Consider the following 22,630-nt stretch of genomic DNA (forward strand, 5'->3'; position numbering starts at 1 on the left):
CAGCGTGAAGGATGAGGTGTCTAGATAGTTCGGGTCAGATAAAATTCCGCCAGCGCCAGATCTTCCGGGCGAGTGACTTTAATGTTGTCAGCGCGTCCTTCGACCAGCAGCGGATGAAAGCCGCAATATTCCAGTGCCGAAGCCTCATCGGTAATGGTTGCGCCTTCGTTGAGCGCTCGCGTCAGGCAGTCGTGCAACAGCTCGCGTGGGAAAAACTGCGGCGTCAACGCGTGCCATAAATCGGTGCGTTCGACCGTATGAGCAATCTCGGTCTTACCAGGCTCGGCACGTTTCATTGTGTCGCGTACGGGAGCCGCCAGGATACCGCCGATACGGCTGGCTTCACTTATTGCCAGTAAGCGGGCTAAATCATCCTGGTGCAGGCACGGACGTGCGGCATCATGCACCAGTACCCACTGAGCCTCCCCTGCTGCTTGCAAACCGGCAAGGACAGAATCAGCACGCTCGTTGCCGCCATCCACTACGGTAATTTGCGGGTGCGCAGCAAGTGGAAGTTGGGCAAAGCGACTGTCGCCTGGGCTGATAGCGATGACGACTCGCGTCACCCGGGGATGAGCCAGCAGCGCATCCACCGAGTGTTCAAGAATGGTTTTATTGCCAATAGAGAGATACTGCTTAGGACACTCTGTTTGCATTCGGCGGCCAAACCCGGCAGCCGGCACCACGGCGCAAACGTCCAATAAAGTGGCTGCCATGTTAAATCCCTGGACGGTTTATCGATTGTTTTGCCCTGCAGTCTGAGCGCGTTTAGACGCGTCAGGCACCAGACGATAAAAGGTTTCGCCCGGCTTAGTCATACTGAGTTCGTTGCGCGCACGCTCCTCAATAGCCTCTTGTCCGCCATTGAGATCGTCAATTTCAGCAAAGAGCTGATCGTTACGCGCTTTAAGTTTCGCGTTTGTAGCTTGCTGCGCAGCAACATCATCGTTGACGCGACTATAGTCATGTATGCCGTTCTTACCGAACCACAGCGAATACTGCAGCCAGACTAATAAAGCCAGCAACAGCAGCGTTAGTTTACCCATCCTGCCCCCTGAAAAACGGCATTTACATCCCATAACTTCCGCAGACAACTTTACATCAACGGTCGGGAATGCCGCGACAACGCGGGCAAATGTACCACATTTGCCCGTTGTTACGTATACCCCGTGTAAGGAGAACATAATCTCATTGTTGGTTACGGTTTGAATTAGAGCTGCCGATATGCGGCACCACTCACCATGAAAAAAGGGAAGTGAACCTAGCCCAGCAGCCACAGGAACAATGCGCCAAACATCGACCCAACCACCAGCAGGGTAAACGTAACGCTTAGCAGCAGCCGTCCCTGCATAAGCGAATGCAGGGCAATACCCGCCACAATGGCGACGGGCAGCAACGCGAGGAAAAAGGGCCAGGTATAAATGAAAAAAAACAGTGTATTAGGGCCATACATCAGACACGGGAATCCCAGCGCCAACAACCACGCAATAAAACCGACCACGGCCCCCGGTAGTGACCAGGTGGTTTCGTCGTCGGCGGCGAAGGTATCTGACTCTGTAATAGTAATGTTATGGCTGTTACGCATATCTAATCCTGTGACCGTGACTGACCGGGCATGTGAGCTCGGGTGTCTCAGGATCTGATAATATCTTCCTGCCTCAGCAGGTCTAATAATTGGGGTACCAAATTTGTTACCAATTGTTCACCATCAAGATGAATTTCTGGCGATTCAGGCGCTTCGTATACCGAGTCAATGCCAGTAAAATTGCGCAACTCACCCGCCCGCGCTTTTTTATACAGCCCTTTTGGATCACGTGATTCACAGGTCGCCAGCGGTGTATCGACAAACACCTCTATAAAACGCCCTTCGCCAACCCGCTCACGAACCATTTTGCGCTCGGCGCGATGCGGTGAAATAAAGGCGGTCAACACCACAAGGCCCGCATCCACCATCAGGTTAGCCACCTCACCAACCCGACGAATATTCTCCTTACGATCGGCATCGCTAAATCCAAGATCGCTACACAGACCGTGGCGCACGTTATCGCCATCCAGCAGATAAGTGCTAACCCCCAGCTTGTGCAACGCTTCTTCCAGCGCTCCCGCTACCGTGGATTTACCCGAACCAGAGAGTCCGGTGAACCACAGCACAACACCACGATGCCCGTGGTGTTGCTCCCGCTGTTGCGGCGTAACAGGATGGGCATGCCAGACGACGTTTTCGTCATGCAGCGCCATTATTTTCCTCCCAGCAGATCGCGCGCACCCCAGTGTGGGAAATGGCGACGCACCAGCGCATTAAGCTCCAGCTCAAACGCGCTGAACTGGGATGTCGTGGCCTGCTCCTGGACGATCGGCTTGCGTACCAGTCCAGCCCCGACGGTAACATTAGTCAGACGGTCAATGATAATCAGGCCGCCCGTGACCGGATTATGCTGATAGGTATCCAGCACCAGCGGTTCATCAAAGGTCAGATTAACCAGGCCGATGCCGTTTAGCGGCAGCGCTTCAACGTCACGTTGGGTAAGGTTATTAATATCGACCTGATACTCCACGCTATCAACACGCGCACGCGTCTTCTTGCCCGCCACTTTGATGTCATAGCTCTGCCCTGGCGACAACGGTTGTTCCGCCATCCACACCACATCAACGGCAGCGCTTTGTACCGCCGGCAACGCTTCACCGGCATCAAGTAACAGGTCGCCACGGCTGATATCGATCTCATCTTTCAGCACAAGGGTGATCGCTTCCCCTGCATGCGCTTCCTGCAAGTCGCCATCGAAGGTCACGATCCGCGCTACGCTGGACTCAACGCCGGACGGTAGCACTTTGACGCGCTGTCCCACCTTCACACTACCGGAGGCCAGCGTTCCGGCATAACCACGAAAATCAAGATTTGGGCGGTTCACATACTGCACCGGGAATCGCATCGGCTGAGTATCGACAACGCGCTGGATTTCAACAGTTTCAAGCACTTCCAGCAGCGTCGGGCCGCTGTACCACGGCATGCTGAAACTTTGCGACGCCACGTTGTCACCTTCCAGTGCTGAAAGCGGTACAAAACGGATATCCAGGTTGCCCGGCAACTGCTCTGCAAAGGTCAGATAATCTTCACGAATCCGGTTAAATGTCTCTTCGCTAAAATCCACCAGATCCATTTTGTTGATCGCAACGATCAGATGTTTTATTCCCAACAGCGTGGAGATAAAGCTGTGACGACGCGTCTGATCCAGCACGCCTTTACGTGCATCGATCAGCAGGATCGCCAGATCGCAGGTCGACGCACCGGTTGCCATATTGCGGGTGTACTGCTCATGGCCGGGGGTATCCGCAATAATAAATTTACGCTTCTCGGTAGAGAAATAACGGTAAGCCACGTCGATGGTGATGCCCTGCTCACGCTCGGCCTGCAAGCCATCAACCAATAACGCCAAATCGAGCTTTTCGCCCTGGGTACCGTGACGTTTACTGTCATTGTGCAGCGATGAAAGCTGATCTTCGTAGATCTGTCGGGTATCATGCAACAAACGTCCAATCAGGGTACTTTTCCCGTCATCCACGCTACCGCAGGTTAAAAAGCGCAGCAGACTTTTGTGTTGCTGGGCAACCATCCAGGCTTCAACGCCGCCTTCATTAGCAATTTGTTGTGCAAGTGTCGTATTCATGGCGGCTCCTTAGAAATACCCCTGACGTTTCTTCAGCTCCATGGAGCCCGCCTGGTCGCGGTCAATCACGCGGCCCTGACGTTCACTGGTGGTTGAGACCAGCATCTCTTCGATAATTTCCGGCAGCGTCTGCGCGTCTGACTCCACCGCGCCAGTGAGCGGCCAGCAGCCGAGCGTGCGGAAACGCACCATGCGTTTTTTAATCACTTCACCGGGTTGCAGATCGATTCTGTCGTCATCAATCATCATCAACATGCCATCGCGCTCAAGCACCGGACGCTCTGCAGCAAGGTACAGCGGAACAATGTCGATGTTCTCCAGCCAGATGTACTGCCAGATATCCTGTTCCGTCCAGTTAGAGAGCGGGAATACGCGAATGCTTTCGCCTTTGTTAATCTGGCCGTTGTAGTTATGCCACAGCTCCGGACGCTGGTTTTTCGGGTCCCAGCGATGAAAACGATCGCGGAAGGAATAGATGCGCTCTTTCGCGCGCGATTTCTCTTCATCACGGCGCGCGCCACCGAATGCTGCGTCAAAACCGTATTTGTTCAGCGCCTGCTTCAACCCCTCGGTTTTCATAATGTCGGTATGCTTGGCGCTACCATGGACAAACGGGTTGATGCCCATCGCCACCCCTTCCGGGTTTTTATGCACCAGAAGTTCGCAGCCGTAGGCTTTTGCCGTACGGTCGCGAAATTCGTACATCTCGCTGAATTTCCAGCCGGTATCAACGTGTAGCAGAGGAAACGGCAGTGAACCAGGATAAAACGCTTTGCGCGCCAGATGCAGCATTACGCTGGAATCCTTGCCGATGGAATACATCATCACCGGATTCGAAAACTCGGCGGCCACCTCACGAATGATATGGATGCTCTCCGCTTCCAGTTGCCGCAGGTGGGTAAGTCGTTTTTGATCCATAACCGTTCCTATGTATTGCCGTTATTTTGCTAACGAAGTTCAGATAACCTGACTATAGGGAGGGCAAGAGAGCGAATGAAATTACGAATTGGAATGAGTAGTTCCTCAAAGGAATAACGATTTGGAAAAGCAAAGTTCAAAAAGTGCTTAAGCCGCCGGATTTCGGGCATTTAGGAGCAAATGAAATTGTTTTACCTCGATCACAGTTTCATACTAGCGGCTGAAAATTTCTGCTTGGTATTTAAGGACTCATTATGTTTTCCGCAACGCGCCACCTTATTGCTGCCATGGCGCTCGGCGCGTGTTTTATCCTTCCTGCACAGGCAACATCCTCCAGACCTGGAGATATCGCAAATACTCAGGCCCGATATATCGCAACATTCTTCCCTGGCCGCGTGACGGGCTCTCCGGCAGAAATGCTATCTGCTGATTATTTACGTCAGCAATTTCAGCAGATGGGCTATCGCAGTGATATTCGAACGTTTAATAGCCGTTATGTTTATACCGCCAAAGACAACCGTAAGAACTGGCATAACGTTACGGGCAGCACCGTCATTGCAGCGCATGAAGGCAAAGCGCCGCAGCAGATTATTATCATGGCGCACCTCGACACTTACGCCGCGCTGAGCGATGCCGATTCCGATGCTAATCTGGGCGGATTAACCTTACAGGGCATCGACGATAACGCCGCAGGTTTGGGTGTCATGCTGGAATTGGCTGAAAAACTTAAAAATGTGCCGACACAGTACGGCATTCGGTTTATCGCCACCAGCGGCGAGGAAGAAGGCAAACTCGGCGCAGAAAATATCCTCAAGCGCATGAGTGCGGCTGAGAAGAAAAATACGCTGCTGGTTATCAACCTCGATAACCTGATCGTCGGGGATAAGCTCTACTTCAATAGTGGGAAAAGAACCCCGGAAGCCGTACGAAAACTGACGCGCGACCGGGCGCTGGCAATTGCACACAGCCGCGGTATCGTCGCCAGTACCAACCCGGGCCTGAACAAAGACTATCCGAAAGGAACCGGATGTTGTAACGATGCCGAGGTCTTCGACAAAGCGGGAATCGCCGTGCTCTCGGTAGAAGCAACCAACTGGAACCTGGGTAAAAAAGACGGCTATCAGCAACGCGCTAAAACCGCCTCTTTCCCCGCAGGTAACAGCTGGCACGACGTGCGTCTGGACAACCAGCAGCATATTGATAAAGCGCTTCCAGGCCGGATTGAACATCGCAGCCGCGACGTCGTACGCATCATGCTGCCGCTGGTAAAAGAACTGGCGAAAGCAGGTAAATCCTGAAGAAGAAGCCCGGTAATATGTAAACGTTACCGGGCTTTTAGCCGTTACCCTTCGTGCAGCCCGCACTCTCTTTTCAGCCCAAAGAACCGCGTCTCTTCTTCCGCCATCCCCGGCTCCCATTTGCGGGTGGTATGGGTATCGCCGACTGACAGATAGCCTTGATCCCACAGTGGATGATACTTCAGACCGTGTTTTTGCAGATACTGGTATACCGTACGGTTGTCCCAGTCGATAATCGGCAGCACTTTAAATACGCCACGCTGAATAGCCAATACCGGTAAATGTGCACGGCTACCGGACTGTTCGCGGCGCAGACCCGCAAACCAGGTTTGTACATTCAGTTCTTTCAGCGCCCGGTTCATGGGTTCGACTTTGTTGATGTCATTGTATTTCTCAATGCCTTCGACGCCCTGTTCCCACAGCTTACCGTAGCGTGCCTCCTGCCAGGCGGCGCTCTCTTTCGCGCGATAAACCTGGAGATTCAGCTTGAGTTTGTCCGTTAACTCGTCAATAAACTGGTAGGTTTCCGGGAACAGATAACCGGTATCGGTCAGGATCACCGGGATATCCGGGCGAACCTGGTTCACCAGATGCAGGCTGACCGCCGCCTGAATACCGAAGCTTGATGACAGAACATATTCGCCGGGCAGGTTTTCCAGCGCCCACGCCACACGATCCTCAGCACTCAGTTTTTCCAGTTCGGCGTTGGTTTCTGCCAGCGCTAATACGCGTTCGACTTTTGGCAGTTCATTCAGCGCATTTAGATCGAGTTTGGACATAAGTTCCTCGCTGTATGCCTTGCCTGATGGCGCTGCGCTTATCAGGCCTACGCGGTTGGTAGGCCGGATAAGGCATTTATGCCGCCATCCGGCAATTCATGTTATTCCCAGAAATCACGCGCTGGATCGAGCACCGGGCGAATGATGCCCGCACGCACCGTAAAGTCGCCGAAGCCTTCACCCGCTTCACGCTCTTTCGCCCAGCGCCCAACCAGTTCGTCAACGGCGTCGAGAATTTCCGATTCCGTAATATTTTCGCGATACATACGCGGAATACGTGTTCCCATGCGGTTACCGCCCAGGTGCACGTTGTAGCGCCCCGGCGCTTTGCCCACCAGCCCCAGCTCGGCCAGCATTGCGCGGCCACAGCCGTTCGGGCATCCCGTCACACGCATCACGATATGCTCGTCAGGAATGCCGTGTTTTTCCAGAATCGCTTCCACTTTGTCGGTGAACGACGGCAGGAAACGCTCGGCTTCGGCCATCGCCAGCGGACAGGTCGGGAACGACACGCAGGCCATCGAGTTTTCACGCTGCGGTTTCACCGCATTCATCAGCCCATGATCGCGCGCCAGCTTCTCTACCTTCGCTTTCTGGCTTTCCGGTACACCGGCAATAATCAGGTTCTGGTTAGCAGTAATACGGAAATCGCCTTTGTGGATCTTCGCGATCTCCAGCAAGCCGGTTTTCAGCGGACGGCCCGGGTAATCCAGAATACGGCCATTTTCAATAAACAGCGTCAGATGCCAGTTATTGTCGATCCCTTTCACCCAACCAATCCTGTCGCCACGACCGGTGAACTCGTATGGGCGGATCGGCTCAAATTTGATCCCCGCACGACGCTCCACTTCCTCTTTGAACGTGTCGATACCAACGCGTTCAAGGGTGTATTTGGTTTTAGCGTTTTTACGGTCGGTACGGTTGCCCCAGTCACGCTGCGTCGTCACCACCGCTTCCGCCACCGCCAGCGTGTGTTCAAGCGGCAGATAGCCGAATTCACTTGCCGTACGGGCGTAGGTTTTCTTATTCCCGTGCTCGATGGACAGACCGCCGCCGACCAGCAGGTTGAAGCCCACCAGCTTGCCGTTTTCAGCAACAGCCACGAAGTTCATGTCGTTGGCGTGCAGATCGATATCGTTCTGCGGCGGGATGACGACTGTGGTTTTAAACTTACGCGGCAGATAGGTTGAACCGAGGATCGGCTCTTCGTCCGTGGTCGCGACTTTTTCCTGATCCAGCCAGATCTCCGCATAGGCACGGGTGCGCGGCAGCAGATGCTCGGAAATCTTTTTCGCCCACTCGTAGGCTTCGGCGTGCAGCTGCGATTCATACGGGTTGGAGGTGCACAGCACGTTACGGTTCATGTCGTTGGCGGTCGCCAGTGCGTCCAGCCCCACCGAATGCAGCATCTGATGCACCGGCTTCACGTTCTTCTTCAGAATGCCATGGAACTGAAAGGTCTGACGGTTGGTCAGACGAATACTGCCGTAAATGGTGTTATCAGCGGCAAATTTGTCGATGGCCTTCCACTGGGTTGGGGTGATCACCCCGCCCGGCAGACGACAGCGCAGCAGCATCGCGTGGCGCGGCTCCAGCTTCTGCTCAGCACGTTCGGCGCGAATATCGCGGTCGTCCTGCTGGTACATGCCGTGGAAACGGATCAGCAGGAAGTTATCGCCGTGGAAGCCGCCGGTCAGGCCGTCGTTCAGGTCTTCCGCGATGGTGCCGCGCAGGAAATTACTTTCACGCTTCATGCGCTCGGCGTCAGTCAGTTTGCCTTCGACCACTAAAGGCCCTGGGTATTTTTCGCTCATTAGTAGACATCTCGCTGATAACGGCGCTCAACGCGCAGCTCACTTAAAAATTCATCCGCCGCTTCGATGTCCATTGCACCGAATTCAGCAATCACTTCCAGCAATGCCTGCTCAACGTCTTTCGCCATGCGATTAGCGTCGCCGCAAACATAAATGTGGGCACCGTCATTGATCCAGCGCCACAGTTCCGCGCCCTGTTGGCGCAGTTTGTCTTGTACGTAGATTTTTTCTTTTTGATCGCGAGACCAGGCCAGGTCAATTCGGCTCAACACGCCCTCTTTGACGTAGCGCTGCCATTCCACCTGATACAGGAAATCCTCGGTGAAGTGCGGGTTGCCGAAGAACAACCAGTTTTTACCTTCTGCGCCATCGGCAGCACGCTGCTGCATAAAGGCACGGAACGGTGCGATACCGGTACCCGGGCCAATCATGATCACCGGCGTCTGCGGGTTCGCCGGCAGGCGGAAGTTGTCGTTATGTTCGATGAAGACGCGAACTTCGCCCTCTTCTTCCACACGATCGGCGAGGAAGCTGGAGGCACCACCGGCGCGGGCGCGGCCTTCAATGTCGTAACGCACGACGCCAACAGTCACGTGCACTTCACTTTCGACTTCCGCCTGGGAGGAAGCAATGGAGTACAGACGCGGGGTCAGCGGGCGCAGAAGATCAACTAACGCCTGAGCGTCCAGTTGTGCCGGGGAGAAACGCACCATATCGACGATTGGCGTGGTGTCGGCGTAATGCTGCAACTGCGTTTTATCGCCCACCAGCGGCAGCAGCGATTCACTGCGCGTCAGCGTGGCGTAATTTTCCACGATATTTGCGGTGTTGACCGTCAGCTCAAAGTGCCACTGTAAGGCTTCCGCCAGCGGCAGCGTTTTGTCATTGACCGTGACCGGTTCATCACCCTTCAGCCACAGCAGTTCTGCCAGCTCTTTGACCAACGCGGGATCGTTCTGATACCACACGCCCAGCGCGTCGCCCGGCTGGTAGCGCAGGCCGGAATCGCCGAGATCGATTTCGATATGGCGCACATCTTTTAGCGAGTCGCGACCGGTGATTTTCTGATTCACCGAGAGCGATGCCGGCAGCGGCGCTTCTTTGGTATACGGGCTGGTGTGTACTTCGTTTACAGCACCACTCGCAGCAACTTGCACAGACGGTGCAGCCGGCGCACGGGCTTTCAGAACCTCAACCAGACGCTCACGCCATTGCGCGGCAGCGGCCTGGTATTCGACATCAGCATCCACCCGATCCAGCAGCCGCTCGCCACCCAGTTCAGCCAGCCTGCTGTCGAAATCTTTCCCCGCCTTGCAGAAGAACTCATAGGAGGTATCGCCCAAACCAAACACGGCAAAAGCAGTGTTCTCAAGCTTCGGCGCTTTTTTCGAAAACAGGAATTTATGCAGCGCCACGGCTTCTTCCGCCGGTTCACCTTCCCCTTGCGTCGACGCCACCACGATCAGCAATTTTTCATTGGCGATTTGTTTGAATTTATAGTCGCCAGCGTTGATCAGAGTGACGTTGAGCTTCGCAGCGATCAGATCATCGCGCAGGGCTTCCGCCACACGACGCGCATTACCGGTTTGCGAGGCGGAGATAAGCGTAATACCGGGCATTTCAGCAGCTGGCGCAGGAGCCGCCGCATTGCTGCCAGGCTGCTGATTCAGCACGCCCCAGAAATAGCCAGAAACCCACGCGAGCTGTGCGGGAGTGAAGTCAGTCGTGGCTGCCTGAAGGCGTGCCAGTTGCTCCGGATTTAGCGGTAGCAAAGCGGAAGGTGGGGCCTGTGTCGTCATGCGTTGTCATGTTCCAGTAAGCAAAGCGGATTTCAGCAATAAAACCCAAACTGAAGATAAGGTTAACGGCGGGGATAGTAACAATTAAAGAAGGGATAGAAATAACAAATAACCAAATGGACTAACCTGTTTTAGTTATAGTCATTAACGACAAAAACGATTTAATAACCATATGATATATAAATAGTTATCAAACATTAACAGCGTAAATATGACGTTCTGATGCTTAGCGCCCTTTTAACTAATGATAAAAATTGTACTTTACGGTACCCTACGGCGGTTTTTCGCATTCTTGAGAGTAAAAAATGTCCACCACCTTGTTTAAAGATTTCACCTTCGAAGCCGCTCACCGCCTGCCGCATGTACCAGAAGGGCATAAATGTGGCCGCCTGCATGGTCACTCATTTATGGTGCGTCTTGAAATTACCGGTGAAGTCGATCCGCATACCGGTTGGATCATGGATTTTTCTGAGTTAAAAGCGGCGTTTAAGCCGACCTACGACAGACTCGATCACTACTATCTGAACGATATTCCGGGCCTCGAAAACCCAACCAGTGAAGTGCTGGCAAAATGGATTTGGGAGCAGGTTAAACCGGTGGTTCCACTGCTGAGCGCAGTAATGGTAAAAGAAACCTGCACAGCAGGCTGCGTGTATCGCGGCGAGTGATTGTAACGTCTGTGGCAACGGTCAATTTTCCTTAACTGACACTCTGTTAGGGTTATGTGCTCTGGATATCTGGAGCACAACATGTCAGACGATTTCGATATCATTATCATCGGTGCAGGGATAGCAGGCACCGCTTGTGCTTTACGTTGCGCACGCGCAGGGCTTTCAGTTCTGCTTCTTGAACGCGGCGAACTTCCCGGCAGTAAAAACCTTTCCGGTGGGCGTCTGTATACTCATGCGCTCGGCGAACTTCTCCCCCACTTCCAACACTCGGCCCCGCTGGAACGTAGAATTACCCAGGAAAATATCTCGCTATTAACGCGTGATAGCGCAACAACGTATTCCAGTTTGCAACCCGACGGTGACTCATGGAGTCTGCTGCGCGCCCGCTTCGACCCGTGGTTCGTCGCGCAGGCTGAAGCCGAAGGCGTGCAGTTGATTACCGGTGTGACGGTTGATGCGCTTCATCTTGAAGATGGCAGAGTGTGCGGCGTAATTGCCGATAGTGAGACGTTGCGCGCCCGCTATGTGGTGCTGGCTGAAGGAGCGAACAGCGTGCTGGCGGAACGCTATGGCTTCCTGCCGCGCCCCTCAACCACCTCGATGGCGTTAGGGATTAAAGAGACGCTGGCGCTGGATAAATCGTTACTTGAAGAACGTTTCCGCCTATCCAAAGACGAAGGCGCGGCAATGCTGTTCAGCGGCGATATTTGCGGTGAACTGCCCAGCGGGGCATTTCTCTATACCAATCAAGAGACGCTCTCTTTCGGTGTAGTTTGCCCGCTCTCATCAGTGGCGCAAAGCACTACCCTTGCGTCTGAGCTGCTGGAGCGACTCAAGATGCATCCCGCGCTGCATCCGCTGCTCAGAGGCAGCGAAACGCTGGAGTATGGCGCACATCTGGTTCCGGAAGGCGGCTTACACAGCCTGCCAGTACAATTCGCTGGAGAAGGCTGGCTGCTGGTCGGTGATGCACTACGCAGTTGTGTGAATACCGGTTTCTCCGTACGCGGCATGGATATGGCGCTGATCGGCGCTCAGGCAGCCGCGCAAACATTGATTAATGCCTGCCAGAAGCATGGGCCGCAAAACCTGTTCCCGGCCTACCATCAGGACGTCCAGCACAGCCTGCTGTGGGCAGTTTTGCAACGCTACAGGGATGTTCCTGCATTGCTGGAACGCCCCGGATGGTATCGCCAGTGGCCGGAACTGATGGAGTCTGTCTCCCGAGAGGTCTGGCATCAGGGCTACCGCCCGGTAGCCCCGCTGCGCCAGATAGTCTGGCGTCAGTTTCGTCGTCACGGCCTGCGCCATCTGGCAGGCGATATTATCAGGAGCTTACGATGTCTGTAACCCGCAACGCCTGGCGTCCCGCCGACATTTCACATATTGTACCGGCGACCAAAGTCGATTACGAAACGGCACAACGGCTGATCGCGTCCTGCCCTGCCGGGCTATTTTCCCTCGCGACGGAAGGTGAACTTAAGATCGACTTTCGCGGCTGCCTGGAGTGTGGTACCTGTCGACTGCTGTGTGATGAAACCACGCTGCAACAGTGGCGCTATCCCGCATCCGGGTTTGGCATCACATATCGATTTGGCTAATTTTCAAGGATATTCTATGCCCCTGTTACACCTGCTTCGCCAGAATCCGGTGATTGCCGCCGTGAAAGACAACGCCAGCCTGCAATTAGCCATCGATTCCGAATGCCAGTTCATCTCTGTTCTGTACGGTAATATCTGCACGATCAGCAATATCGTGAAGAAAATTAAAAATGCCGGTAAATACGCCTTTATCCACGTGGATCTGCTGGAGGGGGCGTCGAATAAAGAGGTTGTTATCCAGTTTCTGAAGCTGGTCACCGAGGCGGATGGCATTATCAGTACCAAAGCATCGATGTTGAAAGCGGCGCGGGCGGAGGGATTTTTCTGTATCCATCGCCTGTTTATCGTCGATTCAATCTCTTTTCACAACATTGATAAGCAGGTTGCACAGTCGAACCCGGACTGTATTGAGATCCTGCCAGGCTGTATGCCGAAAGTGCTGGGATGGGTGACAGAAAAAATACGCCAGCCGCTGATAGCTGGCGGGTTGGTCTGCGATGAAGAGGATGCGCATAATGCGATGAAGGCCGGTGTGGCGGCTCTTTCTACCACCAACACCGACGTCTGGACGTTAGCCAAAAAGCTGAATTAAGTTCCTGCGCTGGCTGCCAACGCTTCAAGTACCGGCAGCCAATCATCCACAATCCCGACGTCTGCCTGCGAAAAGACAGGCGCGCCAGCATCGCTGTTTATCGCCACCACAAACCGGCTCTGACGAACTCCGGCCATTAACGCCGCCGCACCGGAGGCTCCAGCAACAATGCAGACTTCCGGCGCAAGCAGATGGCCCGAGATACCAATCACGCGCTCAGCGTCAAAGCCACCATTCATCACCCGCGCACGGCTGTATCCCACTTCAGCGCCAAGCGCCTGACCCAGCGCGGTAATTTTATCGGCACTGACGTCACTTCTTCCCTGCCCGACCACCAGCACGCGCCCGGCCTGTAACAAAGGATGAGCAGTGACGCGCTCAATGCTTTCCACGCTCTCCAGCCAGTCTGGAGCAAGTGTAGGTACAATCCGGTATTCCGCCATCGCAGGCAGATCCTTTCCCGACGCGCTCAATTCGGGCTCGCGCGTCAGAGAAATACATAAGGGACTCGCGGTAACGTGCAATGTTGCCGTCAGCGCATTTCCCCAATGAGATTTGTTAACCAACCTCTGCTGCGCCTCCAGCGTCTGTACCTGGCAAAGACTGCCGCCATGCAGTCGCCAGGCCAGTCGCGTCGCAAGCTCATCCCCCAGTGGCCCGGCAGGAAAGATAAGGATATCGGCCGGCGTCAGCGACCACTGCGCCGCCAGCGCATCCAGCACCTGCTCTGCAACATCCGGCGGCGGCTCTAGGGTCCAGCGCTCCAGTTCCATGTTGGAAAGTCCGTTTTCTGCAACCCAGTTGGCGATTGCCGCACATTCGCCACTTTGCGTAATCAGCGCGATCTTCATGGCAGCATCCTCTGGCGCAAATAGTCGTTCCACAATAGCAGGGCTTTTTCCTGCGCCGTCGCACCGTCGATTATCATGGCGCAGCGCCGCTGCGTCGGTCGCGTCAGCTTCTGGCACTGAACGTTGGGGATTTCATCGCAGGACACGGGCTGGCGCACAATCTCCGCTTTTGCCGCGGCCAGACGCTGACGCATTCCCGGTACAGGAAGCGCCACTTCACCACATTGTCTGACTGCAATCACTGCCGGGAGCCGCACCCGGCAACGGCGGATACCGGATATCGTTCGCTGTTCGACGACAATGAAAGGCGGCTCAAGGGTAAAGCGTTCGACCTGGATGAAACAGGGCCAGTTAAGCATTTCCGCCAGCAAAAATGGTGTTTGCCCATTCTGCCCCTCGCTGCTCTGACAGCCGGTGACAATCAGTTCAGTACCGTGTCTGCCCTGCCAGTCGGCAATCTGTCGGGCAATGAATTCTGGCGCAAAGCGCAGATCCGCCGCTGTATCCAGCAACACCGACTGCTCAAAACCTAACGCGGCAAAATAACGCAGCCAGTGAAGTGCCCGCTCATCACCGATGCTTAATGCGATCAGGGTCATCTCACAGCCCACACCACGCTGGGCCAATAGCTGCGCGGCAGCAGCCTGTTCATCAGCACCGATGGCGCAGCGCAATAGAGAAACATCCGGCCCGCAGGTGCCCTGGGCGACCGTCTGCCAGTCTTTTTCCGCCAGCATGCTGGCATCGGGTTCGGGCTTAAACGCCAACAGAATGTTCATTTGTACCTCCTTGTCTTTGGTCGCCGCTTCCGGCCGCCACCAGCGGCAACGCTTTGGTCTCCGGTGCCCATAGCCAGGTCACCACGAAGCCGATCAGCAATACGCCAGCTAATAGCAGCAGCGTGACCGTCATCCCCCATTGCGCCAGAGTCCATGGCAGTAAACCGGTGCTGATTGCTGCGCCGAGTCGGCTCATAGCGGTGGCGAATCCCACCCCCAGCGAACGAATGTCGGTGGGAAAGCTTTCCGCCGGTAAAATCCCCACCAGATTACTAACCGCCGAAATCGTGGTGCTGAATAAGACAAAAAGCAGCAGCGTCCAGTGACTGCCAGGCGGTAAGCAGGCCATCACGATTAATGTCGCCGCCAGCAGCAAAAAGCTGCCGAGCAGAAAATGGCGATGGGCCAGCAGATGTGTTAATACCAGACCCAGCAGCGCGCCCACGATCAGCAGCGCATTCAGCAACAGGCTGGCAGTTAACGCGTCTTCAAGACCAATGGTTTCGGCAATCGTCGGTAGCCAGGTGTAGATAACGAACCAAGGGATAACCAGGCAAACAAAGAAGATGCTATTAAAAGCCGTGCGCCGCCAGTAGCGTGATGAGAACAGGGTTCTGATATGTTTATTCGTCTCTTTCGTTACCTCATCGCCCAGTTGTACGTGCATACCAAAACAGCGGTGCACCACGGCATGAGCTTCAGCGAACCGCCCCTGACGCATCAGCCAGCGCGGCGACTCTGGCGTTCCCCAGCGCAGCAGCGTAATCAATAGCGCAGGTAAAGCAGACGATGCCAGCAGCCAACGCCAGGCATCCGGGTTTTCGCTAATAAAATGATGGCCAGCAATACTTGCCAGTACGTAACCCACTGTCCATACCACGCTAAATGCACCGAGCAGAATCCCACGGTGTCGACGCGGTGAAAACTCGGCCAGCAGCGTGTGCCCCACAGAGTAATCTCCGCCCAGCCCTATCCCTATAAGGATCCGTAAGCCAATCAACTGCTCGGGCGTGGTGGCAAAAAACTGAAGAAATGAGGCGACGGTGATCAGTACAAAGCTGAAGTTGAAAATTTTTTGTCGACCATAGTGATCCGAAACCCATCCCAGAATCAGGCTGCCGATAAAAAGCCCTAACAGCGCCGCACCGCCGATCATGCCAGCCATAAAAGGCGTCAGATGCATAGCGGGAGTGAGCTGAATAATGGCGTAACCGATGACACCAAGGACATAGCCGTCAACAAGATGTGCGCCAAAAGTCAGCGCGGCAATACGGCAGTGAAAGCCGTTTAGCGGTAAATCATCCATTCGCACCGGTGAAGTGTTCATTTCTACCCCTTCATGGTCCGGTAAAATCACGGCTTCTCATTTGAGAAGCCGTATAAATAACTACTTCTCAATCGGGTAGATCGTGCCCGTATTCATAATTCCGTTCGGATCAAACTGCTTCTTCAGCCCTTCCAGCAACGCCCACGCGCTGCCATGTTCCAGCTTGCTCCAATGAACACGATGCTTGCCAATGCCGTGGTGATGCACCATAGAACCGCCGAGGCGAATCGTCTCCTCACAGATAATCTTGTTGAGCGGGTTATGGTACTTATCAATTTCCTCTTCCGGCTTACAGTCCACTACGTTGTAGTCATACACAAAGTACATGTTGGTACCATTGATATAACTGTGGGAGGAATGACCGCCCAGCATGGTGATATCATCCGCATGCGGGAACTCGGTACGAATACGATTGATTACGCTTTCATAGATCTCATGGATGCAGCTCCAACAGCCTGAAACCTCAGTAGTGAAGCCCATATTACCGGTTTTCAGGATCTGCACACGTTCGGCAGCCACTTTTTCCGGCCCCCAGTTCAGGTGATTAAACCAGTTTTCAATCAGCTTGCTGTCCACTCGTTGGCACTGCGGATAGCGCGCCACAACTTCCGCAATGCCTTCCCCGGTGGCTTTCGCCAGCCGCGGGTTGCCCTCAGCCATAAAGATCAGCACGCATTTGCCATCAGCAAAATGGGTGAAGTGCTGGGTGCCATCTTCCGCATCGTACAGGCGAGCGATCGACGGACGATATCCTTCCACCATCACTTCACGCAGAATCTCAAAGCCAACCTTCATATCGTCCAGAACGTAGCCGTAGTAGAGGTTGTTTTCCGGGGTAAACTTGAATATTTTCACTGTCACTTCAGTGATATAGCACAGTGCACCTTCGTTGCCGATAATGATGTGGCGAATGTCCGGGCCGGCTGCGCGGCGGGGGACGTTTTTGATGCGGGTGACGGTGCCGTCCGCCAGTACGGCCTCGAGGCCGACAACCATATCTTCAATTGCGCCGTAGAGCGTGGAAAATTGACCAATGCTGCGGGTTGCCACCAGGCCGCCCATCTGCGCCAGAGGTTTAGACTGCGGCGAATGCCCGGTGGTGTAGCCCTTAGCCCGCAGCGCATTTTCCAGCACTTCCAGCGGCACACCACACTGTGCGGTCGCTTGCATATTCTCGATATCAATATTCAGGATTTGGTTCATCCCGGCGCCGTCCAGCACCACGGAATTCTCAACCACGGTTTCCAGCCCCCCTTCCGTCGCAGAGGCACCGGTACGCGGAACGCCATTGATCCTATGCAGGTTCATAAAGGCCAGCACGTTAGAAACCTGGTCGGTCGAGCCTAACTTAACAACCGCAGCCGGTAGCGGCAGCGTAAAGACGCCATGGATATCAGCATATTTACGAAAGCGGTCAATACTGTTTTTCTTTAATACCGTTTCATCAGTAATTACGCGTTCGGGCCCAACAATTTCTTTTAACTGGTCAACGATCGCTTCACGGGATAAAGACATAGTCATTCCTTCTTGATAATTAACAGAATAATGAATAAAACAGAAACTATCGATAAGATTTAACGAACTAAATAACCACCGTCGACAACCAGTAAATGACCGTTAACATAATTAGATGCCTGACTGGCGAGGAATATCGCTGCCCCCATTAAATCCTGAGTATCTCCCCAACGATTCGCCGGGATATGATCCAATACCCGCTGGTTGGTTTCCGGGTTACTGCGGGTGGCCAGCGTAATATCTGTCGCATAATATCCCGGTGCGATACCGTTAACCTGAATATTATATTGTCCCAATTCATCGCAATATGCTTTGGTAAAACCAGCCAGTGCATGTTTGGTAGCCGAATAGGCAGGTGACCACTGACCGCCAAGATAAGAGAACAAAGAGCAAATATTAATAATTTTACCGCTGTTTTGCGGAATCATAATTTTTGCAGCTTCATAGCTTAGTTCAAAGGCCGCCGTCAGGTTAACATCAATCATCGGATCCCAGTCCGCACGGCCAAAGTCCAGCACCTTATTCAGCTTACAAATTCCGGCATTATTCACCAGAATATCGACGGTGCCAAAACGCTCGCAGCAGGCGGCGATAATCTTCTGCGGAGCACCTTTTTCAGTAATATCCACCTGCATAAACTCAACTTCAACACCTTGTTTCTCAATAAGTTCCTTCGTTTCGCCATTATCTTTTACAAAGCTTGGGATAAACAGATTCGCCCTCGCTTTCGCCAACGCCATCGCAAAAGCCTGACCGAGACCGCTGTTGCCGCCCGTGACGATCGCCGTTTTCCCTTTCAGGGAGAAAAAATTCATTGAGAATGCGTTGAGTGACTCGATTGACATAGTTAGCTCCAAATTCCTTTAGGCAAAAAAAAAGAAAGGCAACTTCCCCCGCAAGAGGGAAGTCACCTTTCTCATTATCTCTGGTAACTGGACTAAATTTTTAGCACAACCATAAATTATCTAACGTGATCAAAATCACAGATGCTCGTTAATTTTATCGTGATAGCCAAAAACAAGAATCGTGATTATTCTCACACTATAATCAATCCGTCCATGTTATTTCTAAGTGCAATTACTAGAGACCTGAGAAAAGTAATCCACCTGAAAGGGCGGTTTACTTTTCTCTTTTTTTTGTCTGTTAAACATGAGAATTCAATATGCATAACAATTCATATCGCCGTTGGATAACCCTCGCAATTATTAGTTTCAGCGGCGGTGTCAGTTTTGATCTGGCTTATTTACGTTATATATATCAAATTCCCATGGCAAAATTCATGGGATTTAGCAATACCGAAATCGGATTAATAATGAGTACCTTTGGTATTGCGGCTATTATTTTGTATGCGCCCAGCGGCGTTATTGCCGATAAATTTTCGCATCGCAAAATGATTACTTCAGCGATGATTATTACCGGATTGCTCGGTTTGCTGATGATGACGTATCCACCGCTGTGGGTCATGCTCTGTATTCAGGTTGCATTTGCCATCACTACCATCCTGATGCTGTGGTCGGTATCAATTAAAGCCGCTTCGCTGCTAGGGGATCACAGCGAACAAGGGAAAATCATGGGCTGGATGGAAGGCCTGCGCGGTGTTGGGGTCATGTCACTGGCCGTATTTACCATGTGGGTATTTTCTCGTTTCGCCCCCGACGACAGCAATAGCCTGAAAGCCGTGATCCTGATTTATAGCGTGGTCTACATCCTACTGGGAATTTTGTGTTGGTTCTTCGTCAGCGACGGTAACAGCCACAGCATCGCGGCGAAAGAAGAAAAGCACCCCTTCCAGCTTAGCGATATTCTCGCGGTGCTGCGCATCAGTACTACCTGGTATTGCAGCATGGTCATTTTTGGCGTCTTTACGATCTACGCCATCCTCAGCTACTCCACTAATTATCTGACCGAAATGTACGGAATGTCGCTGGTCGCGGCGAGCTATATGGGCATTGTCATCAACAAGATTTTCCGCGCCATTTGCGGGCCGTTGGGCGGCATTATTACCACCTATAGCAAGGTGAAATCGCCGACCCGCGTCATTCAGTTGCTGTCTATCGTTGGCGTGCTGGCGCTTATCGCGCTGCTGGCAACCAACTCGAACCCGCAGTCCGTCGCCATGGGTATCGGCCTGATTCTGTTACTGGGATTCACCTGTTACGCCTCGCGTGGACTCTACTGGGCCTGTCCCGGCGAAGCCAGAACGCCGTCTTACATCATGGGAACCACCGTGGGGATCTGTTCGGTGATCGGTTTTCTACCCGACGTGTTTGTTTATCCGATCGTAGGCCACTGGCAGGACACGCTCCCGGCGGCACAAGCCTATCGCAATATGTGGTTAATGGGGTTGGCGGCGCTATGCCTGGTCATCCTGTTCACTTTCTTATTGTTTCGCAAAATTCGCACCGCTAACACCGCACCGGAAAAGATGACATCACTGGCCGCTGAAACCACTGGCGAGTGATGATGACAATTTAAAGGAGAAATAATCATGTCAAAGAAATACATCATTGGAATCGATGGCGGGAGCCAAAGCACTAAAGTAGTGATGTACGATCTGCAGGGGAATGTGGTCTGTGAAGGAAAAGGCCTGTTACAGCAGATGTACACCCCGGATGCTGATACGGCAGAACATCCCGACGATGATTTATGGACCTCTTTATGCTTCGCCGGAAAAGATCTGATGAATCAATTTGCGGGCCATAAAGAAGATATTGTCGGCATCGGGCTGGGTTCTATCCGCTGTTGCCGCGCGCTACTCAAAGCTGACGGCACACCTGCGGAACCGTTAATCAGCTGGCAGGACGCCCGCGTCACCCGACCTTATGAGCATACCAATCCTGATGTGGCCTGGGTTACCTCATTTTCGGGCTACCTGTCGCACCGCTTAACCGGTGAGTTCAAAGACAATATCGCCAATTACTTTGGCCAGTGGCCGGTGGATTATAAAACCTGGTCGTGGAGCGACGATGATGAGGTGATGAAGAAGTTCAACATTCCCCGCCACATGCTATTCGATGTGCAGATGCCGGGGACAATCTTAGGCTATCTTACCGAACAGGCGGCTTTCGCTACCGGTTTCCCGGCGGGCTTACCCGTTGTCTGCACCACCAGCGATAAGCCGGTCGAAGCGCTCGGCGCAGGGTTGCTGGACGATGAAACGGCGGTGATTTCGTTAGGCACCTATATCGCCCTGATGATGAACGGTAAAGCGTTGCCTAAAGATCCCGTCGCATACTGGCCGATTATGTCTTCCATTCCTGAAACGTTGCTGTATGAAGGGTATGGCATTCGTAAGGGGATGTGGACGGTCAGTTGGCTGCGGGACATGCTGGGCGAATCCTTGATTCAGGATGCCAAAACACAGGGACTCTCACCGGAGGATCTGCTCAACAAAAAAGCCTCAGTTGTCCCTCCTGGCTGTAACGGCCTGATGACCGTGCTCGACTGGCTGACCAACCCATGGGAGCCATACAAACGCGGCATTATGATAGGCTTTGACTCCAGCATGGACTATGCGTGGATTTACCGCTCGATTCTGGAAAGCGTGGCGCTGACGTTAAAAAATAACTACGACAATATGTGCAATGAAATGAACCATTTCGCTAAGCACATCATCATTACCGGCGGTGGTTCAAACAGCGATCTGTTTATGCAAATCTTTGCCGATGTGTTCAACCTCCCGGCCAGGCGTAACGCCATTAACGGCTGCGCGAGCCTCGGAGCGGCGATCAATACCGCGGTAGGGTTGGGCCTGTATCCTTCCTACGAAGCGGCCATCGTAAATATGGTCCGGGTCAAAGATGTGTTTATGCCAGTTGAACAAAACGCCAAACGCTATGAGGCGTTAAATAAAGGAATCTTCAGGGATTTAACTCAGTATACCGATGTGATTTTGAAAAAGTCGTATGAGGTCACTCACGGTAATCTGGATAACGTTGACGCCATTCAAAGCTGGTCAAACGCGTAATAAGTATGCCGGGCGGATGAAATCCACCCGGCTTAATTGTCAGGCAATATTCAGATATTTGTGGGTTTGCATCGACAAACGCCAGTTACGCGCAATACAGGTATCAATACACAAACGCGTTGCATCTTCTTTCTGGCTGATTGGCTGCAGCGCAATAATGCGTGGTTTTTCGTCGCTCAACGTGGCCAACAGTTCGTCCAGCGCTTCAATATCGCGAACGCGACCAACCGGATGTTTGATTTCATTCGCGCGCTCCAGCGCCTGCGACAGCACATCATAACCGCCGCGCATATTTACCTTCGGCGATACGGTCACCCAGGTATTCGGCGTACAGCGCACTTCATGGGTGCCGCTGGTTTCAATCTGGCAGCTAAAGCCGTTCTTTTCCAGCAGGTCAGTCAGCGGCATCAGGTCATGAATGCAGGGCTCACCACCGGTTATCACCACATGACGGGCGGTATAGCCCTGACGCTGAATAACAGCCAGCAGATCTTCACTGCTCGCCGCACCCCATTTATCACTCTCTTTCGTCTTAGCCAGGATGCTGTACAGGGAGACTTCCCGATCCTCAAGCTTATCCCAGGTGTGTTTGGTATCGCACCAGGCACAGCCAACCGGGCATCCCTGTAAACGAATAAAAATGGCGGGGACGCCGGTAAAGTAACCCTCACCTTGCAGGGTCTGGAACATCTCGTTAATCGGGTACTGCATAGTCATCTCTGTTTAGGGTTAAGGACGCGTATTATTGCAGATTTGCACGCTCAGGTCTTGCCCCCGGCTGCGCTGTCCCCTGAGTTAAAAATCATGAAACATAATCTCGTGTTTGCACCTGCAATGATCGAATAGCTGTGATTTAATTTCATAGCTGTTCAGGCAGCGTTTTGATGTAACAAAATATTATTGATAATAACCTTATAAAAATAGTATAAATATTTTAAAAGTAAAATATTTCAAGCATGTACAAACGGATACATGAAATTATGAATTTATTAGCATCACGCATAGTCAAATTCGATCCGCGGTATCTTTTTATATTAGAATAGGCTTAAGAAAC

At 52.9% G+C, this 22,630-nt stretch carries 21 protein-coding genes and 1 pseudogene; 7 read left to right on the forward strand and 15 right to left on the reverse strand.

Features of this window, described 5'->3' with window-relative positions; genetic code table 11:
* Positions 1-20: 20 nt before the first annotated feature.
* The 6 genes from ispD to cysD all read right to left on the reverse strand — a co-directional run bounded on the left by ispD (position 21) and on the right by cysD (position 4,583).
* A complete protein-coding gene (gene ispD / locus FDX24_RS11020; protein ID WP_048213058.1) occupies positions 21-716 on the reverse strand; it encodes a 2-C-methyl-D-erythritol 4-phosphate cytidylyltransferase in 696 nt (231 codons plus the stop codon).
* A gap of 18 nt (positions 717-734) precedes the next feature.
* Positions 735-1,046 carry a cell division protein FtsB gene (gene ftsB / locus FDX24_RS11025; RefSeq protein ID WP_003034163.1) on the reverse strand — a complete coding sequence of 104 codons (312 nt, stop codon included), beginning with the start codon at positions 1,044-1,046 and terminating at the stop codon, positions 735-737.
* A 215-nt stretch (positions 1,047-1,261) separates the two neighbouring features.
* Positions 1,262-1,585, reverse strand: a complete 324-nt coding sequence (locus FDX24_RS11030) for a DUF3561 family protein (protein WP_048213060.1) — start codon at positions 1,583-1,585, stop codon at positions 1,262-1,264.
* A gap of 47 nt (positions 1,586-1,632) precedes the next feature.
* Positions 1,633-2,238: an adenylyl-sulfate kinase gene (gene cysC, locus FDX24_RS11035; RefSeq protein ID WP_048213061.1), complete on the reverse strand. Its 606-nt coding sequence runs from the start codon at positions 2,236-2,238 to the stop codon at positions 1,633-1,635.
* On the reverse strand, positions 2,238-3,665 hold the full coding sequence (cysN, locus tag FDX24_RS11040; protein ID WP_115642965.1) for a sulfate adenylyltransferase subunit CysN: 1,428 nt from the start codon (positions 3,663-3,665) through the stop codon (positions 2,238-2,240). The genes cysC and cysN overlap by 1 nt, the downstream gene beginning before the upstream one ends.
* Before the next feature lie 9 nt (positions 3,666-3,674).
* Positions 3,675-4,583, reverse strand: a complete 909-nt coding sequence (gene cysD, locus FDX24_RS11045) for a sulfate adenylyltransferase subunit CysD (protein ID WP_005130891.1) — start codon at positions 4,581-4,583, stop codon at positions 3,675-3,677.
* Positions 4,584-4,837: 254 nt separating this feature from the next.
* On the opposite strand from cysD, the gene FDX24_RS11050 reads away from it, so the two are divergent.
* Entirely contained in the window at positions 4,838-5,881 is a 1,044-nt protein-coding gene (locus tag FDX24_RS11050) for an aminopeptidase (RefSeq protein ID WP_061068477.1), read from the forward strand.
* A 44-nt stretch (positions 5,882-5,925) separates the two neighbouring features.
* Here the strand turns inward: FDX24_RS11050 and cysH are convergent, their stop codons facing one another.
* The 3 genes from cysH to cysJ form a co-directional block, all read right to left on the reverse strand.
* Positions 5,926-6,660 carry a phosphoadenosine phosphosulfate reductase gene (gene cysH / locus FDX24_RS11055; protein WP_137364299.1) on the reverse strand — a complete coding sequence of 245 codons (735 nt, stop codon included), beginning with the start codon at positions 6,658-6,660 and terminating at the stop codon, positions 5,926-5,928.
* A gap of 101 nt (positions 6,661-6,761) precedes the next feature.
* Positions 6,762-8,474: an assimilatory sulfite reductase (NADPH) hemoprotein subunit gene (gene cysI, locus FDX24_RS11065; RefSeq protein ID WP_137364300.1), complete on the reverse strand. Its 1,713-nt coding sequence runs from the start codon at positions 8,472-8,474 to the stop codon at positions 6,762-6,764.
* Positions 8,474-10,273 (reverse strand): NADPH-dependent assimilatory sulfite reductase flavoprotein subunit, encoded by a 1,800-nt coding sequence (gene cysJ / locus FDX24_RS11070; protein WP_137364301.1) that lies wholly within the window; start codon positions 10,271-10,273, stop codon positions 8,474-8,476. The genes cysI and cysJ overlap by 1 nt, the downstream gene beginning before the upstream one ends.
* A 305-nt stretch (positions 10,274-10,578) precedes the next feature.
* Here cysJ and queD point away from each other — a divergent pair, with 305 nt between their 5' ends.
* The 4 genes from queD to FDX24_RS11090 all read left to right on the forward strand — a co-directional run bounded on the left by queD (position 10,579) and on the right by FDX24_RS11090 (position 13,137).
* Complete coding sequence (queD, locus tag FDX24_RS11075; protein ID WP_048213068.1) at positions 10,579-10,941, forward strand: 6-carboxytetrahydropterin synthase QueD; 363 nt, start codon at positions 10,579-10,581, stop codon at positions 10,939-10,941.
* A gap of 81 nt (positions 10,942-11,022) precedes the next feature.
* The gene (locus FDX24_RS11080) at positions 11,023-12,294 is read left to right on the forward strand and encodes an FAD-dependent oxidoreductase (protein ID WP_137364302.1); all 1,272 of its coding nucleotides are present in this window, start codon (positions 11,023-11,025) and stop codon (positions 12,292-12,294) included.
* A complete protein-coding gene (locus FDX24_RS11085) occupies positions 12,285-12,545 on the forward strand; it encodes a ferredoxin family protein (protein WP_121584986.1) in 261 nt (86 codons plus the stop codon). Before FDX24_RS11080 ends, FDX24_RS11085 begins: the two co-directional genes overlap by 10 nt.
* Before the next feature lie 16 nt (positions 12,546-12,561).
* Entirely contained in the window at positions 12,562-13,137 is a 576-nt protein-coding gene (locus FDX24_RS11090) for a glycerol-3-phosphate responsive antiterminator (RefSeq protein ID WP_137364303.1), read from the forward strand.
* Here FDX24_RS11090 and FDX24_RS11095 read toward each other — a convergent pair.
* From FDX24_RS11095 to FDX24_RS11115, 5 genes and pseudogenes are all read right to left on the reverse strand, one after another.
* Positions 13,134-13,988, reverse strand: coding sequence for an electron transfer flavoprotein subunit alpha/FixB family protein (locus FDX24_RS11095; protein WP_137364304.1), 855 nt, complete (start codon positions 13,986-13,988; stop codon positions 13,134-13,136). The genes FDX24_RS11090 and FDX24_RS11095 overlap by 4 nt on opposite strands.
* Entirely contained in the window at positions 13,985-14,767 is a 783-nt protein-coding gene (locus tag FDX24_RS11100) for an electron transfer flavoprotein subunit beta/FixA family protein (RefSeq protein ID WP_121584988.1), read from the reverse strand. The genes FDX24_RS11095 and FDX24_RS11100 overlap by 4 nt, the downstream gene beginning before the upstream one ends.
* Positions 14,745-16,165 (reverse strand): annotated as a pseudogene (locus tag FDX24_RS11105) (MFS transporter). The gene FDX24_RS11100 and the pseudogene FDX24_RS11105 overlap by 23 nt, the downstream one beginning before the upstream one ends.
* Complete coding sequence (locus FDX24_RS11110) at positions 16,155-17,609, reverse strand: FAD-binding oxidoreductase (protein WP_137364305.1); 1,455 nt, start codon at positions 17,607-17,609, stop codon at positions 16,155-16,157. Before FDX24_RS11110 ends, FDX24_RS11105 begins: the two are co-directional and overlap by 11 nt.
* A 59-nt stretch (positions 17,610-17,668) precedes the next feature.
* Positions 17,669-18,454 carry an SDR family oxidoreductase gene (locus tag FDX24_RS11115; RefSeq protein WP_137364306.1) on the reverse strand — a complete coding sequence of 262 codons (786 nt, stop codon included), beginning with the start codon at positions 18,452-18,454 and terminating at the stop codon, positions 17,669-17,671.
* 317 nt (positions 18,455-18,771) lie between these two features.
* Here FDX24_RS11115 and FDX24_RS11120 point away from each other — a divergent pair, with 317 nt between their 5' ends.
* Both FDX24_RS11120 and FDX24_RS11125 read left to right on the forward strand, forming a co-directional pair.
* Entirely contained in the window at positions 18,772-20,070 is a 1,299-nt protein-coding gene (locus FDX24_RS11120) for a nitrate/nitrite transporter (RefSeq protein ID WP_121584991.1), read from the forward strand.
* 27 nt (positions 20,071-20,097) lie between these two features.
* Positions 20,098-21,576, forward strand: a complete 1,479-nt coding sequence (locus FDX24_RS11125; protein ID WP_137364307.1) for an FGGY-family carbohydrate kinase — start codon at positions 20,098-20,100, stop codon at positions 21,574-21,576.
* A 39-nt stretch (positions 21,577-21,615) separates the two neighbouring features.
* Here FDX24_RS11125 and queE read toward each other — a convergent pair whose 3' ends face one another.
* The gene (queE, locus tag FDX24_RS11130) at positions 21,616-22,287 is read right to left on the reverse strand and encodes a 7-carboxy-7-deazaguanine synthase QueE (protein ID WP_048213069.1); all 672 of its coding nucleotides are present in this window, start codon (positions 22,285-22,287) and stop codon (positions 21,616-21,618) included.
* Positions 22,288-22,630 lie beyond the last annotated feature (343 nt).

It is taken from the genome of Citrobacter sp. wls716 (assembly GCF_005280975.1).
Taxonomy (GTDB): Bacteria; Pseudomonadota; Gammaproteobacteria; order Enterobacterales; family Enterobacteriaceae; genus Citrobacter; species Citrobacter youngae.

What these genes read in the sequence shown, in the direction of transcription:
- FDX24_RS11120 (WP_121584991.1), top strand. Translation starts at nt 18,772, where the DNA reads ATGCATAACAATTCATATCGCCGTTGGATAACCCTCGCAATTATTAGT.
- FDX24_RS11050 (WP_061068477.1), top strand. Translation starts at nt 4,838, where the DNA reads ATGTTTTCCGCAACGCGCCACCTTATTGCTGCCATGGCGCTCGGCGCG.
- FDX24_RS11085 (WP_121584986.1), top strand. Translation starts at nt 12,285, where the DNA reads ATGTCTGTAACCCGCAACGCCTGGCGTCCCGCCGACATTTCACATATT.
- FDX24_RS11115 (WP_137364306.1), bottom strand. Translation starts at nt 18,454, where the DNA reads ATGTCAATCGAGTCACTCAACGCATTCTCAATGAATTTTTTCTCCCTG.
- cysN (WP_115642965.1), bottom strand. Translation starts at nt 3,665, where the DNA reads ATGAATACGACACTTGCACAACAAATTGCTAATGAAGGCGGCGTTGAA.
- FDX24_RS11110 (WP_137364305.1), bottom strand. Translation starts at nt 17,609, where the DNA reads ATGTCTTTATCCCGTGAAGCGATCGTTGACCAGTTAAAAGAAATTGTT.
- FDX24_RS11100 (WP_121584988.1), bottom strand. Translation starts at nt 14,767, where the DNA reads ATGAACATTCTGTTGGCGTTTAAGCCCGAACCCGATGCCAGCATGCTG.
- FDX24_RS11030 (WP_048213060.1), bottom strand. Translation starts at nt 1,585, where the DNA reads ATGCGTAACAGCCATAACATTACTATTACAGAGTCAGATACCTTCGCC.
- FDX24_RS11125 (WP_137364307.1), top strand. Translation starts at nt 20,098, where the DNA reads ATGTCAAAGAAATACATCATTGGAATCGATGGCGGGAGCCAAAGCACT.
- FDX24_RS11080 (WP_137364302.1), top strand. Translation starts at nt 11,023, where the DNA reads ATGTCAGACGATTTCGATATCATTATCATCGGTGCAGGGATAGCAGGC.
- ftsB (WP_003034163.1), bottom strand. Translation starts at nt 1,046, where the DNA reads ATGGGTAAACTAACGCTGCTGTTGCTGGCTTTATTAGTCTGGCTGCAG.
- ispD (WP_048213058.1), bottom strand. Translation starts at nt 716, where the DNA reads ATGGCAGCCACTTTATTGGACGTTTGCGCCGTGGTGCCGGCTGCCGGG.
- queD (WP_048213068.1), top strand. Translation starts at nt 10,579, where the DNA reads ATGTCCACCACCTTGTTTAAAGATTTCACCTTCGAAGCCGCTCACCGC.
- cysD (WP_005130891.1), bottom strand. Translation starts at nt 4,583, where the DNA reads ATGGATCAAAAACGACTTACCCACCTGCGGCAACTGGAAGCGGAGAGC.
- FDX24_RS11095 (WP_137364304.1), bottom strand. Translation starts at nt 13,988, where the DNA reads ATGAAGATCGCGCTGATTACGCAAAGTGGCGAATGTGCGGCAATCGCC.
- cysJ (WP_137364301.1), bottom strand. Translation starts at nt 10,273, where the DNA reads ATGACGACACAGGCCCCACCTTCCGCTTTGCTACCGCTAAATCCGGAG.
- FDX24_RS11090 (WP_137364303.1), top strand. Translation starts at nt 12,562, where the DNA reads ATGCCCCTGTTACACCTGCTTCGCCAGAATCCGGTGATTGCCGCCGTG.
- cysH (WP_137364299.1), bottom strand. Translation starts at nt 6,660, where the DNA reads ATGTCCAAACTCGATCTAAATGCGCTGAATGAACTGCCAAAAGTCGAA.
- cysI (WP_137364300.1), bottom strand. Translation starts at nt 8,474, where the DNA reads ATGAGCGAAAAATACCCAGGGCCTTTAGTGGTCGAAGGCAAACTGACT.
- queE (WP_048213069.1), bottom strand. Translation starts at nt 22,287, where the DNA reads ATGCAGTACCCGATTAACGAGATGTTCCAGACCCTGCAAGGTGAGGGT.
- cysC (WP_048213061.1), bottom strand. Translation starts at nt 2,238, where the DNA reads ATGGCGCTGCATGACGAAAACGTCGTCTGGCATGCCCATCCTGTTACG.